This window comes from Burkholderia sp. Bp8984 (genome assembly GCF_003853755.1).
Classification (GTDB): domain Bacteria; phylum Pseudomonadota; class Gammaproteobacteria; order Burkholderiales; family Burkholderiaceae; genus Burkholderia.
Genome location: NZ_QTQN01000003.1, coordinates 267,411 through 285,805, shown reverse-complemented (window position 1 = coordinate 285,805; position 18,395 = coordinate 267,411). Strand labels below are relative to the sequence as shown.

Here is an 18,395-nt window from a genome sequence, read left to right as displayed (position 1 = left end):
ATGCCGGAGGCGCGTGGCGTGATTCGCCGGCGGCGCCGTGACTCGATCAACACATGTCGGCGGCCACCTCATGTTGACGCGCAGAACCTTCGTGCTGGGCAGTGCGGGCGTGGCGGGCACGCTGGTGATCGGCTGGGCGTGGTGGCGCCGCGACGACCGGCTGGCCATACCCGCGCAGCTGGCGATGTCGCGCGTCGATGTGCCGCTGAACGGCTGGGTGATGATCAGTTCCGCTAACGACGTGACGATCGTCATGAGCAAATCCGAAATGGGCCAGGGGATACATACCGGCGCGGCCATGTTGCTGGCCGAAGAGCTGGATGCGGACTGGTCGCGGGTGCGCATCGTCATGTCCCCGCTCGACACGATCTACAAGGACCGCGAATCACTGGCCGACGGCCTGCCGTTTCGTCCCGATGACGACAGCCTGCTCGCGCGCGGCGCGGCGGCCGTGGTGCGCCACGGCGCACGCTATCTGGGTTCGATGGTGACGGGCGGATCGACGAGCATGATCGATCTGTGGGGGCCCATGCGCGAAGCGGGCGCCACGGCCCGCATCATGTTGCGCAGCGCCGCGGCGCAGCTTTGGCAGGTGCCCGTCGCCGAATGCGAGACGAAAGCCGGCGTGGTGCTGCATCGGTCGGGACGCTCGGCGACGTACGGCGAACTTGTCGAGCGCGCGCGGGACGTGCCGCGCCCGGCACATGTCGCTCTGAAGAACCCGAAGACTTTCATGCTGGTCGGGAAACGGCTGGGCCGCATCGAGGCGCACGCGAAGCTCGACGGCAGCGCGCGCTATGGCATCGACGTGCTTCCGGACAAGCTCCTGTATGCGAGCGTCACGATGTGCCCGACGCTCGGCGGAACGGTGCTGGCCGTCGACCGGTCCAGGGTCGGCGGCCTGAAGGGCGTGACCGGTGTCTTCACGATCGCGCCATACCACGGCGGAACGGGAGGCGTTGCCGTCATTGCCGACAATCCCTTCATCGCCATGCGGACGTTGTGCGGGTTGCCGGTCACATGGGATCACGGGCCGGCTGCGGGCGTGAATACCGCGGACGTCCGCGCGGCATTGACGCGCGCCCTCGACGGCGACGACGGGCGCCACGTGTTCTACGCCGCCGGCGACGCCGATGCGGCGCTGGGCCACGCGAAGCCGTTCGTCGCGCAGTACGAAGTGCCGTACCTGGCTCACGGGCCGCTGGAACCGATGAATTGCACGGTGCGGGTCGACGACGACGCGGCAACGATCTGGTGCGGCACGCAGGTTCCGATGGTGGCGCGCCGGGCAGTCGCGGCGCTGCTGGGCCTGGACGAAGACAAGGTGGTCGTGAACCAGCAATTGATCGGCGGGGCCTTCGGCAGGCGGCTCGAAGTCGACTTCATCACGCAGGCGGCCGCCATCGCGCTTCATGCGAAGGGGCGGCCCGTCCAGACGATCTGGTCGCGCCCGCAGGACATGACGCACGACTTCTACCGCCCGGCCTGCGTGGCGAGATACAGCGGCGCCGTCGATGCGAGCGGCAGGCTGGTTGCCTGGAAAGGCGTGTCGGCGAGCCAGTCGATCAGCGCGCAGGCGATGCCGCGCACCTTCGGCATGCCGGGCCTCGCCGCGAAATGGCTGCCCGACGCCACCACGGCGGAAGGCGCATTCGACCTGCCCTATGAATGCGCGAACATTCTCGTCCAGCACAATACGGTGACGCTCCCGGTTCCGGTTGGCTATTGGCGCTCCGTCGGACACTCGCATCAGGCATTCTTCGTCGAGAGCTTCATCGACGAGATGGCGGCGCTGGCTCGCAAGGACCCGATCCAGTTTCGGCTCGACATGCTGAAGCAGCCGGCGCACCAGCGCCACGTGGCCGTGTTGCGGGCGCTCGTCGCGCTATCCGGCTGGCGTTCGCCGCTGGCGTGGCGCGACGAGACCGGCGCGCGGCGCGCACGCGGCGTCGCGATGCACGAATCGTTCGGCAGCGTGGTCGCGCAAGTCGCCGAAGTCCGGCAGGACGGTGACGGCTTTCGCGTGACGCGCGTGTTCTGCGTGATCGACTGCGGGCTGGCCGTGAATCCGAACCTGATCGAGCAGCAGATGGAGAGCGGGATCATCTTCGGATTGTCGGCCGCGCTGGAGCAGGCGATCACGATCGAGAACGGGCAAGTCGCGCAGCAGTATTTCGACAGCTATCCGCTGGTCAACATGGAGACTTGCCCCGAGATCGTCACGCAAGTCCTGGCCGGCGGGACCGAGCCGCACGGCGTCGGCGAAGCGGGCACGCCGCCGATCGCGGCGGCCGTGGCGAATGCGCTGTATGCGCTCACGGGTGTGCGTCATCGCACCCTGCCGCTCATCAAGCCGAGCCCGCCCGGGCAAGGAGACGACCGATGGTGTCAGTCCGTATCAACGGGGAAACCGCTGACCTCGATACCGAGCCCGACACGCCGCTGCTCTGGGTGATTCGGTGCGAACGGAAGCTGACCGGCACGAAGTTCGGCTGCGGTGTCGGCGTCTGCGGTGCGTGCACGGTGCTCCTGAACGATCAGGCCGTGCCCGCCTGCCAGTTGCCGGTCGGTACGCTGAACGGCGCGCGCATCACCACCATCGAAGGGCTGGACGGCGTCGAAGCGCGGGCGCTGAAGAATGCGTGGATTGCCGTCGACGTCGTGCAATGCGGCTATTGCCAGAGCGCGCAGCTGATTGCCGCCACGGCGCTGCTGATGCGCTGCCCTCGCCCCGACGACCACCAGATCGACGAAGCGATGAAGAACATCGCATGCCGGTGCGGCACGTTTCCCCGCATCCGCCGCGCCATTCACCAGGCGGCGCAAGCGCTGGGCCGCTGACCGGCGCATCGGCCCGCTCAGTGGCCGTTGGCATGCGTCGTGATCTGGATGAAATCGGCGGCAATGCGCCCCTCGCCGTATTTGGCCTCGAACAGCTTCAATTGCCGCCCGATTGCCGCGAGATAGGCGGCGCGCGGCTCGGATGAAGGCCGTAATCCGTCGAACAGCGGCGCGGGCGTGACGAGGAGCACGATCATCTCGGTGCCGAACGGCGGCCCGATCACCCACTCGCCCATGCTGCCGATCGTCGCGGCGTAATTCGGCGGCGCCTGGTTGTCGCGTTCGCGGCTGCTTGGCACGAGATGCACGACGCTGCCGTTCAGCACGTAGTAATCGACGTTCACATACGATTCGTAACCGGGTGTCGTGATGTCGATGACCAGCGGGCTGCCTTCCGCGAGATGCGCGTCCGGCGCTCGCGTGCGGAGCGACGCGGCGTGTGACGATGCCTGATTCGATCGCCAGTACGGCGCCAGCGCGCTCACGACCTCGCAATCGCGGGCGTCGACGGGACGCACGTCGAGCTTGGCCGCCTGCCCGCCCGCCAGACCGCCGAGTGCACTGCGCACGCGGCCGATGCCGACACCGGCTTCCGTATAACCGCGCACCTGCAGCACGCGATCCTGCACCGACGCAACCAGCGCCGAACACGGTACGCGCGCCAGCGCAGCCGTCACGGCCGCCAGCGAGATCGCCGGTGCGGGTGCGGGTACCGCTGCCGGCGGCGGCACGCTGGCAGCAGCGGGCACGGCGTTCGCGGCGGCCGCCGGCGCGCTGCCGGCACCGGCGCTCGCCGTCGCGCCATTCCCGCCGCCGGCGGTCGCGTGCGCGACCGTATCCGTTGCAGGGCGCCCGTCACCGCTGCGCGAAAGCGCCTGGTAGCCGTACCAGAGCACGGCGACCGCCGCCGCCGTGCAAGCGCCCACGGCCACCCCCACGCGTACGCCCGATGCCCGGGCGGGCGGCTTGAGCACGCCCATGCCTTCCAGGAACTGGTTGACGCTGGGCGTGCGCGCCGCGCGGTCGAACGACAACGCGGCGCTCAAGGTTCGCCATTGCGTGCGATCGAGACCGGGATGACGCTCGGGCCGCAAGTGGTCGTGACGCGCCTGGGTGGCCGACAGCCGATTGAACGGATGGTGCCCGGTCAGCAATTCGTAGGTGACGCAGGCGAGCGCGTAAACGTCGTCGCGCGGATCCGGCTCGAGATGCTCGAACATCTCCGGGCTCGCATAGGCCGGCGTGATGCCGCCGAGGCTCGCCGGGTCGAACACGGTCACGTCGGGATCCTCGTCGCGCCGCTGGAATGCGCGCGCAATCCCGAAGTCGATCACCTTCACCTCACCGCGGTCGGTCAGGAACACGTTGGCGGGCTTGAAATCGCAGTGAACGAAGCCGCGCTCGTGCGCGTAGGCGAGCGCCTGGCCCATGCCGGCGATGATCGGCAACGCGGCATCGAGCGGCATGCCCTTGAAGTCCGGCGCGCGCAGCACCTTGCTGAGCGGCCGGCCCGACAGATACTCCATCGTGAGGTAGACGAGCGGACCGTCGCGATCGAAGTCGTAGACGGTGACGATGTTGCGATGGGCGAGCGTCTGCGCCTTGCGGGCCTCACGCTGAAGCGCGATCAGCGAGGTCGGCTGGCCGCGAAACTGCACATTGAGCACCTTGATCGCGATATGCGGCTTGCGATCCGACGCCTCCAGCTTGCGCAGGTCGAGCGCCTTGTACACGGTACCCATGCCGCCGACGCCCAGGCACTCCTCCAGCACGAAGCGCCCGTTCAGCGTATCGCCGATGCCTTTCACGCGCTCGCCGTCGACGGACAGTGCGTCGCCCGACGGCCCGGGCGCGATGCCCGGACGCGCGTCCGGCCGAAGCGGGCTCTCCTGGATCCGGGTCGCGTCGCCCGCGGATGCCGTTCTGTCGCGACACCGCTCGAGTCGTTTCAGCACTTCCGCATAGATATCGTCCGACAACGGCTGCGTGGTTTGCGTCTGGTCGAGCACTTCGCGCAACCGCGCGCAATCGACCTGATCGGTCGCCAGCACACGGTCGATCTCCGAGAAGAACGCTTCCTGCGACAGCGTCCCGCTCTGGAATGTCTGAATCAGCTGCGCAAAGCTCATCATTCGTATGCCGTCTACTCAGCTTCAGCTTGCCGACCCGCTTCGGCGTTCCGCGGCGCCGCCAGGGCAAGGACCGTCCACGACGTACCCGTGCAGCGCGACATGTCGTTGATGCACCGGACACCATCGAACCTGCGCACGCTGCCACGTCATCATCAGACGAATTCGGTTGCGCGCCGCACCGGCCGCAGGCCTTCTGACAGGACGTCTAACAAATCATACTAGTCTGCGGTCACGCCCTGTGCAATCGGTGCCGGAACTAGAATTCACGTCGATCGATCGCGAACCGGCTTCAGGTTTTCGCCGTCCACGCGCGCCCGCGCTGCCCGGTCGATTTTCCAGCGCGCGCGGTCGTGCGGCGAACCTATACTGGACAGATTCCCGGTACGTCGGCACATCGCACGATGCTGCATGGCTGCCCCTCTTCCATCCGATTTCGCGGAGTCAACCATGGGCGTGCTCGTCATCAACGATCTTCCCGAAAGCGTCGACCTCGACCGCCAGGCGATGGCCGCCATCAGCGGTGGCGCGCGGGTCCGTGCGCATCAGACGATGCTCGCGCCGCAGCCTTTCCCCTATCTGCACACCGACGCCCGCGGGGCTGCGTTGAAGCATGCACCGGCGGCCGAAACGGTGGCGTCCCCGGCGCGCCCGACCCTGTTGCGCTGACGGCACACCACCCGGCCGCGCATGCACGGTCAGGCCGCCTGCGACATCATCGCGGGCCGCCGATCGGCCGGCGGGAACACGCACCACGAGCCATCGTCGTGACGAAAGAAGAAGATCGCGATCGTGCCGGCCGGATGCACGGCCTCGACGCAGACGAAGCGCCGCCGTTGCGCGGGCAGGCGGCTGAAGCGCACGATGCGCGCCGGCACGCGCGCGCTTGGCGCGAGCCACTTGTCGACCTGCATGCGCAGCGAGGATTCGGTTCCGTTCATTTGAGTCCCCTGATGACGATGTCGAACGCGCCGGGACGTCGCTCATGCGGCGGCGATGGCGGCCGCGGCGCCTCGTCCGCCCGCGCGCCGCGCCGCGAGCAGCGCGCGGCAGACGGACAGCGCGAACCGGACGGCCGTCCGCGGATGCATGACGCAGGTGCGAACCTGCTCGCTGTGGCCCGTCCCTTCCACGCACCACGTGCAGAAGTGCTCGCAGTTGTTCGTGAGCAGGCGATAGCGGTTTTCGCCCAGACGCGAGCGCGCGCGCAGCACTGCGGTGCGTCCCGCATAGGCGGCGTACGGATGCGGCACGACGCGCACCGCGTGACCGGCGGCGAAGCGTTCGAGCGAGACTTCCTCGATCGGGCCGCGATGCAGCGACGTGCACAGCCCCGCGTAGTGGACGACGCGCCCGTCGCCGACGTAGATGCCGTGATGGCTGTAGGCGCCGCGATCGGAAACCAGGTGCGCGCCGAGCGGCAGTGCATCGACGCCGCCGGACAGCGAAGCTGCCTGCGCGCTTGCGTCCGCAATGCTGTTCACTGGTTGAAGGTCGCGTTCCATGACGGGCTCCGTCTGCAGGTTGGCGGCCGCCCGTGTTGCTCATGGGTCAGCCGGTTGCCAACTAACCTGCATCAAGCGTGCCACTCTTCGCGGCGCCCGCCGTGCAAGGCCTGGCGGGAAGCGCCCGGCGAACCGCGCACCGCGCTGTCGCCGCGCGGCCAACCGTTTGCCGGGGATTTTGTTGGTGCGGCAGCACCAGTCGGCGCGCCCGACCGCCGTCTGCATGTGCCGGAGCACGTGTCGGTTTCGCGACCACGTTCGTGGCCCCGACTGTTGGCTCGCGTACAACCATTGCGGGACGAGGCCGCGACGCACTAGGATGCAAGCAACGCGTGTCGATCGCGCCTTGCCTTGCCGCGCGTGGCGCCCGGGCGGATCGACGCCCGCGCCCGGGCCACGCACGCGGGTCGTGTCCCGCATGGCACGAGGTTTGCACGTATCGGGTACCCGGTTCGTCGGCAAGCCCCATTCGGAGACGCATCATGACCACGCTCGCAATTACCGACCTTCACATGCAGCGCGACATCGACCGCAAGACGATGTCGTTCATCCGCGGCGCAGGCGCGCCGTGGGTATTCGGCTGGATCCAGCCCTACACGCCGCCGGCGCCTGCGTTCGGGCCGGTCGTCAACCTCTATCAGACGTACAACACGTTCTACGCGAACCAGGTTCTCAACCAGATCCAGAACATCGACGTCGCGAACTCGGCGCCTGGCGCGAACATCGTGGTCGGGGTCGGCGCGGACGGCAGGAACCGGCTCGTCTAGCGCCGGTTTCAAGCCGGCCGGCAACGCGCGTTCACAAGCCCTGATCGGCATGAACCCGCCCTGAACGAAAAGGAATGGCGCGCCGTGAGCGCAGAACTGCAGTGGACTTCGGCGTCACGCACCGACGTGGGCCGGGTTCGCGAGATCAACGAAGACGATTGCCTCGCGTTGCCGCACCGTGGCCTGTGGGCCGTTGCGGACGGCATGGGCGGACATTCGGCCGGCGACCTCGCGAGCCGGATGATCGTGCAGGCGCTGGATCGGCTGGCCGCCCCGGCCACGCTGGCGGACTTCATCGCGGCGGCGCGTACCGCGCTCGATGCCGTCAACGCGCAATTGCGCGAATCGGCCGCCCGGCGCGGCGTGCGCATGATCGGCAGCACGGTGGCGGTGCTGCTCGCGAGCGGCCGCCAATGCGGCTGGCTGTGGGCCGGCGACAGCCGGATCTACCTGTACCGCGACGCGCGCCTGACGCAGCTCACGCTCGATCACAGCCACGTCGCGGAACTGCAGGCGCAGGGCCACCTGAGCGCACAGCAGGCGCGCCATCACCCGTCGCAGCACGTGATCACGCGCGCGGTCGGCGCCGCCGAGCAGCTGCATCTCGACGAACGACGCATCGACGTATGCGACGGCGACATGTTTCTGCTGTGCAGCGACGGCCTGAGCAACGAGCTCGACGAAGCCGACATCTCGGCCGCCCTCGCCTGCGGCGATTGCGCGCGCGCAACGGACGAGCTCGTCGCCCTCGCGTTGCGCGCGGGCGGCCGGGACAACGTCACCGCGGTCGTGATCCGCGCGTCCGATCCCGATGCGTCGGACCGGACGCTCGCCAATCCTTCCGTGCCACGCTGAACGATCGCGCGACGCCTACGCGTCCTTGTCGGGCGTCACGGGGTCCTGATGACGGAACGCTTTCGAACGGATGCCGTGCTTCTTGAGCAGCATCTGCAGGTGCGACCGGTTCATCTCGCAACGGCGCGCCAGTTCGGCCACGGTGCCGCCGGTCTCCTGCAACCCGCGTTCGAGAAACGCACGCTCCGCCTCGTCGCTTGCCGCACGCTTCGCGTCGCTGAGCGACATCGGCCTGCCCGACGCGCCGTCGTCGGCCGCGCGAACGGCGGCCGACCCGGTTTTCGGCCGGATGTCCTCGGGCAGGTGCTCGATATCCGCGACCTCGCCGGCGAGGCACGACAGACGGTAGACGAGGTTGCGCAGTTCGCGGATGTTGCCCGGATACGCGTACGTCAGCAGGAAGTCGCGCAGCTTCGGCGTCGTCTTGAGTGGCCTGCGCTTCAGTGCCCCTGCCGCCTCGTCGCCGAAGTACGCGAGCAAGAGCGGGATTTCGTCGCGACGCTCGCGCAGCGCGGGCAAGGTCAGATGAATGACGCTCAGGCGATAGAACAGGTCCTCGCGAAAGAGCCCCTGCTCGCTCAATTGCCGCAAGTTCTTGTTGGTGGCCGCGACGATGCGCGTGTCGACGCTGATCGGCTCGTCCGAGCCGACCCGCTGGATCTCGTGCGATTCCAGCACGCGCAGCAGCTTGACCTGGCCCGACAGCGGCAATTCGCCGATTTCGTCGAGGAAGATCGTACCGGTGTGTGCGCTCTCGAACTTGCCCTTGCGATCGTTCGACGCGCCGGTGAACGCGCCGCGCCGGTGCCCGAACAGCTCGGATTCGAGCAGGTTGTCGGGAATCGCGCCGCAGTTCACCGAGATGTAGGGCCGGTCGGCGCGCGCCCCGTTCGCGTGGATGACTTTCGCCATCAGCTCCTTGCCGGTCCCGCTCTCGCCGTCGATCAGCACCGGCAGATCGGTCGGCGCGGCCTTCTCGGCGATTTCGAGCGCGGCGAGCAGCTTCGGGTTGTCGCCGAAAATGCCCTCGAAGATGAAGCTGCGCTCGATCAGCGCCTGCCGCCGTCGTTGCACCGCGGGCGCGGGCGCCTCCGGCGCGTCGGCCGAATCGGCTGCGTCGGGCGCCTGCGGCGCGGCCACGGCGGCCTCGACGAAGCGCTCCTTGCGCGACATCTGCATGACTTCGTCGCGCAGCACGTTCGCCTGATTGAGCAGCTTCTCGATGTCGACACGCTCGAGCTTGGGCGCCCAGCGCAGCATCGAGCGCAGGATCTCGATCTTCTCGAGCAGGCCGGCATACGAGACCGCGGAGTTGCCGAATCCGTGCGGGTCGAAGAGTTTCATGATGCGCCCAGCTGTTTCTGCACGAGCTGGTAATACATGCCCTGAAGGGCGACCAGCTCGTCGTGCGAGCCCTGTTCGACGATCGCGCCTTCGTACAGCACGAGGATCTTGTCGGCCCGCATGATGGTGCTGAGCCGGTGCGCGATGATCACCGCCGTGCGCCCTTGCAGGATTTCGTGCATGTTCGCGAGGATGTTGCTCTCCGACTGCGTGTCGAGCGACGACGTCGCCTCGTCGAACACGAGCAGGCGCGGGTCGTGATACAGCGCGCGCGCGATGCAGAGCCGCTGGATCTGGCCGCCCGACAGGCCCACGCCGCGCTCGCCCACCACCTGCTCGTAGCCGAGCGGCAATTTGCTGATGAAGGCGTGCGCGTCGGCCATCCGGGCGACCTCCTCCATGCGGCGCCAGTCGGGGCTCGTGTCGCCGCAGGCGATGTTCTCGGCAATCGAGCCGGAAAACACCAGGTTGGACTGCATCACATAGCCGATCTGCTGGCGGTAGTACGCCTTGTCGATCGCGCTCATGTCGTATCCGTCGACCACGATCTTGCCGTCCGTGGGCGCATAGAATCCCACCAGCAGCTTCGCCAGCGTGGTCTTCCCCGAACCGCTGCGCCCGACGATGGCCACCATCTCGCCGCGCTTGATCGTGCAGTTGATGTTCTCGAGCACGTAAGGCGTTTCGTTGCCGCCGTAGCGGAAATACACGCCCTCGAAGCCGATGTCGCCCTGCAGGTCGGGCAGCAGCACGCGCGAGGCCAGTCCGGACGGCTGCTGCTCGGGCTCGAGGTCGAGGACGTCGCCGAGCCGTTCCATCGCCACCGCCGCGTCGTTCATCAGGCTCCACATGCCGACGAGCCCCATCAGCGGCGCCAGCACGCTGCCCATGAACGCATTGAAGGCGATCAGTTGCCCGATGCTGAGTTCATGGGCGAGCACGAGGTTCGCACCGACCCACAGGATCACGATGGTGGTCGCCGCATTCAGCAACTGGCTGCCCAGCGCCACCAGGATGTTGAATGCCTGCGCGCGGTACTGGACGTCGAGCGCCTTCGCATACTTGCGCTCCCACTTCAGCCGCACCGACCGCTCGATGCCCATGCCCTTCACGGTCTCGACGCCGCCGAGCGTCTCCATCAGCAGCGACTTCGCATCGGTGGACGCGGCGAACACCTCGCGCGCATAGCCTTTCAGCTTCGGCGTCGCGAGCGCCGTGAGCGCCATGATCGGGATCACGAACGCGATCAGCACCAGCGTCATCTTCACGTTGTAGAGGAACATGATCGTGAAGTAGATGAAGATCATCAGCAGATTGAGCGCGGTGGTCACGGTGGACTCCGTCAGGAACGCCCGGATCGTCTGGTTCTCCTGGAAGCGCGCGAACACGTCCCCGCTCTTGCGGCGCGCGAAGAACGAATACGGCAGCGACATCGTGTGTTTGTAGAACTGCGACATCATCGCGAAGTCGAGACTGCGCACCATGAAGTTGGAGAGATGCGCGCGGATCGTGGTCATCAATTGCGTGAACACGTGCGAAACGACGAGCCCGGCGATCAGCAGATGCAGCAGGCTGACGTTCTGGTGCACGACGACCCCGTCGAGGATGTTCTGGATGATGAGCGGCGGTATGACGCCCAGCATCTGGATCACGAACGTCGCGAGGAACAGGTGCGCGAGGATCTTCCGGTAAGGGCGCAGATAGCCGATGAAGCGCACCCAGGGCGAGCGTGACTCGACCGGCGCCGCGGCCGGCCCGCTCGCGGTAAACAGCAGGCAGGTGCCGCTCCAGCCGCGCTCGAACGCCTCGACGCTCAGCTTCCTGAAGCCGAGCGCCGGATCGGCGATCCGCACCCACGACTTCGACACGCCGTACACGACGACGTAGTGGTAGCCCTCCCAGTGCACGATGAACGGCAGGTCGAACCCGAGCAGCGCCTCGTACGTGCACTGCACGCCGCGCGTCGCGAAGCCGACCGCCTCGCCGGTGCGCGCGAGGCTGTCGAGCGTCGCGCCCTGGGTCGTCACGTTCGCCAGATCGCGCAGCTTGCCGAGCGTCATCGCGACGCCGTAGTGACGGCAGATCATCGCGAGACACGCGGCCCCGCAATCCATTTCCTCCGCCTGCTCGACCAGCACGAAACGCTTGATCATGCGCTCGCCGAACGCGGCGTCGGCGCCGATGTCGATCTGCAGCGGATGGCGGCGCCGTTCGGCGAGCTTCTTCTGCCGCTGCAGTTCCTGGTCGACGTAGCGGATGCGCTCCTCGAGCACCTCGCGCAATTTCGGGTTGCGCTCGAGCATGAAGTGCACGGTCTTTTCCGGAATGACGAGCAGGCGCGTATCGGTGACGGCGGTGACGGTCGCCGCCTGCTCCTGCCGCAGCAGGCACGCGCGCTCGCCGAAGATCTCGCCTGCGCCGAGCGTCGCGAGCGGATAGTCGTTGCCGTCCTCGCGGCACGAGACGCTGACCTCGCCCTGGCGCACGACGTACAGCCGCAGGTCGCCGCCCGGGCCCTGCCGGACGATCTCCTTGCCGGCCGGCACGCGCTTCACGCCGACGCTCGACACGTATTCCTCGAGCTCGGCGCGCGTCAGCTTGCCGCGCAGGTCGAACAGCCGCGTCACGAAACCGCCGGCCGAGCTGATCGCGACATAGCTCGTCACGAACGCCTGCGCGGCCGGGTTGTCGCGCACGATCGGCTCGATCGCGCTGCGCGGAATGCACAGCACCTCGGTCTTCGTCGACGCGCGCACCGACACCTCATGCCAGTACTCGCGCAGCATCGCCATTTCGCCGAACACCTCGCGTTCCTTGCGCACGCCGACGCTGGTTTCCTTGCCGCGCTCGTCGGCGATCAGGCGCACGGACCCGCTGCGCAGCACATACAGGCCCTCGGCGAGGTCGCCGCGATTGCAGACGGTGTCGCCGAACCCATAGGTGCGCATCTGCGCATGGGCGGCCATGCGATCGAGTTCGTCGTGCGAGAAGAGCGACAGCGGCTCCACCGACGCGAGAAACGCCGCGAGCGACGGGGTGCTGGCCGGGGCGGGGGCTTGTGCGTCCATCGATGCGGTTCTCCGTGATCAGCGTGCCTCGATGATGTGTTCCTGCGCGCGCTCGGCGAGCCACTCCTCGCGCAGCAGGCGGCGCACCTCCGACGCGACGTCGGCGTCGAGCGCGGCCGGGTGTTTCGCGGTCACCGAGAAGATCTCGAAGAACGCGCCGTCCGGCGCCGCGAACGGCCCGAGCAGATCGCCCACGTGCGCGTTGAACACCTTGGCCTCGATATCCGTCTTCAGCGAGCCGCGCAGCACCTTGCCGATCACGCCGCCGCGCTCGCTCGTGTCGGCGATCGAATGCTCGCGCGCCATGTCGCCGAAGCAGCTCGGGTCGTCCTCGAGGATCGCCATCATCTCGCGCGCCTTGCCTTCCGAATCGAGCACGATGTGGCTGACCTCGATGCTGTCGAACTTCGGCGAATTGAGCTTGAAGTACGCGTCGACGGCCGCATCGCTGCACACCGTGTCGAGCGTCTTTTCCTGGTACAGCGTATCGGTGATGAATCGCTCGAACTCGTCGAGACTGACGCCGAACACGTCCAGGTAGCGGTTCATGTCCGCGGCGCGGTGCAGCCCGCGCACGCGGCGAAACTGGTCGGCACGCTCCTGGATTTCTTCCGGCGTGACCTGCATGCCCATCTTCCTTGCCGCGATCACCGTCAGCCGGTCGCGAACCTGCTGTTCGACGAGGCCCTCGAACTGCCCGCTGAGCTTCAGCACGCGGATGAAGTCGTCGGTGCCGATCACCTCGTCGTCGATACGCACTATTGCCGTCATCTCGTTCCCCTTGATCCCTGTCAGCGGCGGTTCGCCCTGATGCGCCGCCGGTGCCTCGCCTCACCGCTTGCCTGCGTTCCGCTGCGCCGTGGCGGTGCCCGTCAGCCCGCGATCTGCCTGAACGGGTCCAGCGCGAACCCGATCAGGCGGCGCTCGCGCACCACGATTTCCGCCGTGGCCGTCATGCCGTAGCGCAGCGGGTAGGTCGTGCCGGCAATCGTGTACGCGTTGCGCACGAGCGCCACCCGGCCCTCGTAGACGGGTTCCTTCGTCTGCGCCTGCGGCTTCGTCGCCGGCGAAATGTATTCGAGCGTGCCGTCGATCACGCCGTAGCGCTGATACGGAAACGCATTGAACTTGAGCTTCACGGGCAGGCCCTCGTGAAGGAACGCGCGGTCCTGCTCCGCGATCGCGACCTTCACCACCGGCCGCGCATCCGACGGCGCGATGCTGCCGAGCGGCGTGTTGGCGAGGATCTTGTCGCCGGGCTGCGTCGTGGTCACATCGGTGATCACGCCGGAGACGGGCGCCAGCACGAGCAGGAAATTGTCCTTGTCGATGTTCTCGAAGCGGATCCGCGCGGCGGCATCCGCGGCGAGGCGCGCCGTCTGCACCTGCAGACGCAGCTTCTCTTCGGTGTTCGCGATGTCGCGCACGGTCGCGTCGTACTGGATGCGCAGCCCGGCGAGCGTCTCGCCGCTGCCTTCGAGTTGCGCCTTCGCCTGCGCGAACTCGTGGCTCTGCTGCGCCTCGAGCTGCGTGAGCCGCGCCTGCGCGACGCGGTAGCTGTCCTGGGCCTGCAGGTAGGCGCTGCGCTTCTGTTCCACCTGGCTCTGCGACACGCCGCCGCCGCCCGGCAGCGCGAACAGGCGCGCGTACTTGTCCTGTTCGTCCTTCGCGAGATCGAGTGCGTGGCGGGCGTTGTCGATATTGCTGCGCGCTTCGTCGATCTGCGCGTGCTGCGATTGCGCGAGCTTGCTGGTGCCTTCGGCAATGCGGTTCTGGTGCAGGTGCTCCTCGACCTCGATCTGTTGCTTCAATGCGTCGGCCTTGCGCTCCATCAGCTGCTTCTTGTCCGGAAACTGCTTCCATTCGCGCTCCGCGTCGTCGAGCTTGAGGCGCGCGTCGAGCGCATTGGTCGCCGCCTCGATCGCGCCGCGCGCGTTGATCCGGCCGATCACGTCGTTCTTTTCGACCGGCTGGCCTTCGGCGATGTAGATGTCCACCAGCTCGCCGTCGACGGGCGCGTAGATGCGGCGCACCTCGGACTCCGGCGCGAGCGCGCCCTGCGCCGTCACGATGACGTCGGCGCGGCCGACGAACGACCACAGCAGCGCGCACACGACGAGCCCGACCATCGCGATGATGGTCGCCTGCGTGAGCCGCCACGGCCGCGCCGTCAGGATCGCGATCCCTTCGACGCTGTGATCCTCCAGCGCCTCGCCCAGCGAGCGTGGCGGCTCCGGCGGCGGCGCCTGGCGCGCGCGCTTGAGCAGACTATCGAGCTTCACTGCGCCCTCCCGACGAAGCGAGCCGCTCCAGCGTCGCGACATGGGCGGCGAATTGCGGCGTCGCGAAGCGGAACTGCCTGAGGCGATCCAGTACGGCCGGCCCGTGGCCGGCCCGCGCGTCGCTCTCGAACTGCAGGTACTGCTGCAGGTCGGCCCGCACGGCGTCGAGGCCGCCGAGGCGCGGATAGCGCTGCTCGTCGTCGGCGAGCAGCGCCGGGAGACCGTCGAGGCGGTCGTCGTCGAGCGCCGACGCGATCGCGCGCTGCAGCCGCTCGAGCGCGGCCACGTAGACGGAGTTGTCGCTTTGCAGCCGGCGCAGCTGACTGAGCGCGTCGGCATACAGCACGCCGAACGCGGGAACGTATGACGAAATCCGGTCGAGCAGCCGCTGATGCGTACCCGGGTCGTCGTTCCAGCGGCCGGTCAGGGCCTTGATCGGCGCTTCGTCGCGATAGATGCGGATCGGCGCTTCCGCCCCGCCGCGCCCGGCGACGAACGCCTGCAACTCGCCGATCCACGCGACTTCATCGACGAGCGGGCGCGCGTCGGCGTTGTGGCGCGCCAGCGTGCGCATGTCCTGCACGACGGCACGGGCGCGGTCGAAGGCGCGCACGTTCATCGCGGCGATCCAGTCCGGCACTTTCGACCGGACGAGCGCCTCGGTGCCCAGCGCGAGGAACGCCGGGTCGTCCGGATGGCTCGCCAGATGGCGGTCGGCGAGTTGCGCCGCCTGCGTGGCGTCGCCGCGCGCCAGCAGCGCGCGCATCTCGCGCAGCGGCGCGTCCTGGAAATACAGCGTCGCGACCAGCAGGCCGACCGCCGCGAGCAGTGCGCCGCTCCACCCGCCGAGCCGGCGCAGGTTGACGTGCCCGCTGCCGCCGAACGCCTCGCTCAGCTCCGACAGGAAGACTTCGATCCTGCCGCGCCGGCGGCGCGCGTCATGCGCGGTTTCGGCGGCGCCATGCGCGGCGTGCGGGTTGACCTCGTCGTCCGGCTGAACGGCCGGCACCGTGCAGAAGATGTCGAGAAACGAATGCGCGGTATCGACGAAGGTGGTCCGGTCGGGGTCCGCGGCGGCCGCATGCGCGGCGGCGCCGGGCGACGATGCGGCCGTCACGGTGGAGTCCGGCCCCGGCTCGCGCTGCACCCCGACGCGATAGACGAAATGATCGCCGCCGAACGCGAGCAGCGCGCCGTCGCCGAGCGGCACCGCATGCTCGTCGAGGCGGCGGCCGTCGACGAACGTGCCGTTCGTGCTGCCGAGGTCTTCCACGAAGACCTCGCCGTCCTGCACGTAGATGTGCGCATGACGCCGCGACAGGTAGTTGACCTGATGCGGATACGCGTTCCGGTAGCAGGCGAACGTGTCGTCGGTCTTGCTCACGAGGAACGGGAAGGCGGTAATGATGACCGGTTGCAGGCCGAGATCGCCGCGCTCCGGCGCCAGCGTGACGACGGCCGGCCGCGCCGCCCGATGCGTCGCGCGCGGCACGAACGCGGCGCGGTACGCCAGCGCGCCGGCGAAGCGCAGTTCGTCGCCGTCGCGCAGCAGGTGCGGCTTGTCGCCGACCTCGACACCGTTGACCGCCGTACCGTTCTTGCTGCCGAGATCGGCGACGTAGGCCGCGCTGCCTTCGAAGAAGATGCGCGCATGGCGGCGCGACAGGTCGGCCACCAGTTCGGGCCTGGCGGACGCGAACGGCGTGTTGGTGCGCCCGACGGCGAACAGCGCGTGGTCAATCCGGATCTCGCTCAGCTCCGGATGCGAAACCGGCTTGAGCACGATGTCGAACTGCCGGTCGAGCGCGGCGTGTTTCTCGGCAATCGAAGCGGCGTCTGGAACCATGATTCGGCCAACGATCGACATGCGCCCGCCAATGGAGACGCGGCGCAGGCAACGCGACGCGCTTTCGAACCACCTGAGTGAAGCCGCACCGCCAACGCACGTGGCGGCACGATCGTGAAAAAAGTTTAGGCGACGGATGGCGGTAGTCAATCGGCTGGCGCCGATCGCGCGGCTGCGCAGGGCTGGCGTGTTCATTGCAGCGCGTGGCCGGCCGGCTCGCTGCCTGCATTCGAGATTTCGACCGCGCGCCAGCCGCCGCCGATCGCCTTGTAGAGCGTGACCGTGTCGCTCAGAATCTGCTGATGATTGGCGAGCAGCGCGAGTTCCGCGGATGCCACCGAACGCTCCGATTCGAGCACCTCGAGTTGCGAGACGAGCCCTTCCTTGAGCTGCGCCTCGACCTGCGCTGCGACGGTGCGCAGACGCGCGCTCTGCTGCTGAAGCTGTATGCGCTGCTGCTTGTGCGCGTCGAGATCGACGAGTGCATTTTCCACCTCCTTGAACGCGGTAAACACGGTCTGCCGGTACTGCTGCTCGGCGACCTTGGTCTGCGCCTCGGTCGTCTTGATGTGCGCGCGCACGCCCGGGTCGAACATCGGCAGGTTGATGCTCGGCAGGAAGCTGAACGTGAAGGCCTTGAAGAGATCCGACAGCGCGAACGCCGCGGTGCCGCCACGCCCGGTCAGGCTGATCGACGGCAGCTGCGCCAGCTTCGCCGCGCCCACTTCGTCATACGATTCGAGCACGCGGTACTGCGCGGCGACGACATCCGGCCGGCGCGCCAGCAGTTGCGCGGGCAGCCCCATCGGCACGTCCGGCAGCTTGACGCGCTGCCGGAGATGGCCGGCAGGCATCCTGAATTCGCCGGCCGGCACGCCCAGCAGCGTCGCGAGCGCGTTCTCGGCCGTGTCGCGCGAGCGGTGCAGCTCGATCAGTTCGTTCGCCAGCCCGTTGATCTCCGCGCTCTGCCGCAGCACTTCGGTCTGCGGCGCGATGCCGTTCGCCAGCATCGACTGGTAGATCGCGAGGATCTTCCGGTTCTTGTCGAGCGTGCGCTGTTCCTGCTCGATCTGGTCGTCGAACTGGAGGATCCGGAAATACGTGCTCGACACGTCGGCGACGAGCGTCAGGTAGCCGGCGCGCCAGTCGGCCTCGGTCGCGCGGTATTCGGCCTTCTGCGCCTGCACGCCTTTCTCGACCTTGCCCCAGATGTCGATCTCCCAGTTCACCTGGCTGCCGAGGTTGTAGGACTTCGACAGCGTCTGATGCGTGTTCTTCTCGAAGTCCACGCCCGCGCCGAGATCGGCGCTCGGCAGCGCGCCCGCCTGGACTTCGCCGACCTGCGCGCCGGCCACGCCGATGCGCGCCGCCAGCACCTTGATATCGACGTTGCCCGCGATGGCCTTGTCGATGAGCGCGTCGAGCGTCGGATCGTCGAAGCTCTTCCACCACTCGGCGTTGACCGCGTCCGACGCGGATACCGGCCCGTGCGCATGCGCCCAGGTGGTCTTTGCCGGCATCTCGGGGCGCTGGTAGACGGGCACGTTCAGGTCCATGCAGCCGGACAGCAACGCCGCGCATGCGCCGGCGGAACCGGCGATGCGGGCCAGCGAACGCATCAGGCCGCGGCAGTTGCGCGTGGCAGTCGGCGACAGGCAGGTGTTCACGATCGACTCCTTGGGCGGAACGCGGCGACGATGCGGGATGGGCGGAAGTGTTGGTGTCGATGCTGCAGCGTGGCACGCTCGCGTCTCATCT

At 67.9% G+C, this 18,395-nt stretch carries 14 protein-coding genes; 5 read left to right on the top strand and 9 right to left on the bottom strand.

What is annotated here, in order from left to right; all coding sequences use genetic code 11:
• Positions 1-70: 70 nt before the first annotated feature.
• Together DID98_RS05545 and DID98_RS05540 are read left to right on the top strand one after the other, a co-directional pair.
• Positions 71-2,455, top strand: a complete 2,385-nt coding sequence (locus DID98_RS05545) for a molybdopterin cofactor-binding domain-containing protein (RefSeq protein ID WP_124570413.1) — start codon at positions 71-73, stop codon at positions 2,453-2,455.
• The gene (locus DID98_RS05540; RefSeq protein WP_044848690.1) at positions 2,383-2,841 is read left to right on the top strand and encodes a (2Fe-2S)-binding protein; all 459 of its coding nucleotides are present in this window, start codon (positions 2,383-2,385) and stop codon (positions 2,839-2,841) included. Before DID98_RS05545 ends, DID98_RS05540 begins: the two co-directional genes overlap by 73 nt.
• A 17-nt stretch (positions 2,842-2,858) precedes the next feature.
• Here the strand turns inward: DID98_RS05540 and DID98_RS05535 are convergent, their stop codons facing one another.
• Complete coding sequence (locus DID98_RS05535) at positions 2,859-4,973, bottom strand: serine/threonine protein kinase (RefSeq protein WP_124570412.1); 2,115 nt, start codon at positions 4,971-4,973, stop codon at positions 2,859-2,861.
• Between the two features lie 447 nt (positions 4,974-5,420).
• On the opposite strand from DID98_RS05535, the gene DID98_RS05530 reads away from it, so the two are divergent.
• Complete coding sequence (locus DID98_RS05530) at positions 5,421-5,639, top strand: hypothetical protein (RefSeq protein ID WP_124485927.1); 219 nt, start codon at positions 5,421-5,423, stop codon at positions 5,637-5,639.
• Between the two features lie 29 nt (positions 5,640-5,668).
• On the opposite strand, the gene DID98_RS05525 is transcribed toward DID98_RS05530, so the two are convergent.
• Together DID98_RS05525 and DID98_RS05520 are read right to left on the bottom strand one after the other, a co-directional pair.
• Positions 5,669-5,911 (bottom strand): hypothetical protein, encoded by a 243-nt coding sequence (locus DID98_RS05525; protein ID WP_044846567.1) that lies wholly within the window; start codon positions 5,909-5,911, stop codon positions 5,669-5,671.
• A gap of 42 nt (positions 5,912-5,953) precedes the next feature.
• Positions 5,954-6,475: a lecithin retinol acyltransferase family protein gene (locus DID98_RS05520; RefSeq protein ID WP_124519830.1), complete on the bottom strand. Its 522-nt coding sequence runs from the start codon at positions 6,473-6,475 to the stop codon at positions 5,954-5,956.
• 482 nt (positions 6,476-6,957) lie between these two features.
• On the opposite strand from DID98_RS05520, the gene DID98_RS05515 reads away from it, so the two are divergent.
• Complete coding sequence (locus DID98_RS05515; protein WP_044846565.1) at positions 6,958-7,242, top strand: hypothetical protein; 285 nt, start codon at positions 6,958-6,960, stop codon at positions 7,240-7,242.
• 84 nt (positions 7,243-7,326) lie between these two features.
• A complete protein-coding gene (locus tag DID98_RS05510; protein WP_124570411.1) occupies positions 7,327-8,097 on the top strand; it encodes a PP2C family serine/threonine-protein phosphatase in 771 nt (256 codons plus the stop codon).
• Between the two features lie 15 nt (positions 8,098-8,112).
• Here DID98_RS05510 and DID98_RS05505 read toward each other — a convergent pair whose 3' ends face one another.
• From DID98_RS05505 to DID98_RS05480, 6 genes are all read right to left on the bottom strand, one after another.
• On the bottom strand, positions 8,113-9,441 hold the full coding sequence (locus DID98_RS05505) for a sigma-54-dependent Fis family transcriptional regulator (protein ID WP_124570410.1): 1,329 nt from the start codon (positions 9,439-9,441) through the stop codon (positions 8,113-8,115).
• Entirely contained in the window at positions 9,438-12,509 is a 3,072-nt protein-coding gene (locus DID98_RS05500; protein WP_124570409.1) for a peptidase domain-containing ABC transporter, read from the bottom strand. The genes DID98_RS05505 and DID98_RS05500 overlap by 4 nt, the downstream gene beginning before the upstream one ends.
• Positions 12,510-12,527: 18 nt before the next feature.
• A complete protein-coding gene (locus tag DID98_RS05495; RefSeq protein WP_044846561.1) occupies positions 12,528-13,280 on the bottom strand; it encodes a peptidylprolyl isomerase in 753 nt (250 codons plus the stop codon).
• A 101-nt stretch (positions 13,281-13,381) separates the two neighbouring features.
• A complete protein-coding gene (locus tag DID98_RS05490) occupies positions 13,382-14,791 on the bottom strand; it encodes an HlyD family efflux transporter periplasmic adaptor subunit (protein WP_124485922.1) in 1,410 nt (469 codons plus the stop codon).
• Positions 14,778-16,637, bottom strand: a complete 1,860-nt coding sequence (locus tag DID98_RS05485) for an FHA domain-containing protein (RefSeq protein ID WP_124570408.1) — start codon at positions 16,635-16,637, stop codon at positions 14,778-14,780. Before DID98_RS05485 ends, DID98_RS05490 begins: the two co-directional genes overlap by 14 nt.
• A gap of 191 nt (positions 16,638-16,828) precedes the next feature.
• Positions 16,829-18,256, bottom strand: coding sequence for an efflux transporter outer membrane subunit (locus DID98_RS05480; RefSeq protein ID WP_124570437.1), 1,428 nt, complete (start codon positions 18,254-18,256; stop codon positions 16,829-16,831).
• Between the last annotated feature and the right edge of the window lie 139 nt (positions 18,257-18,395).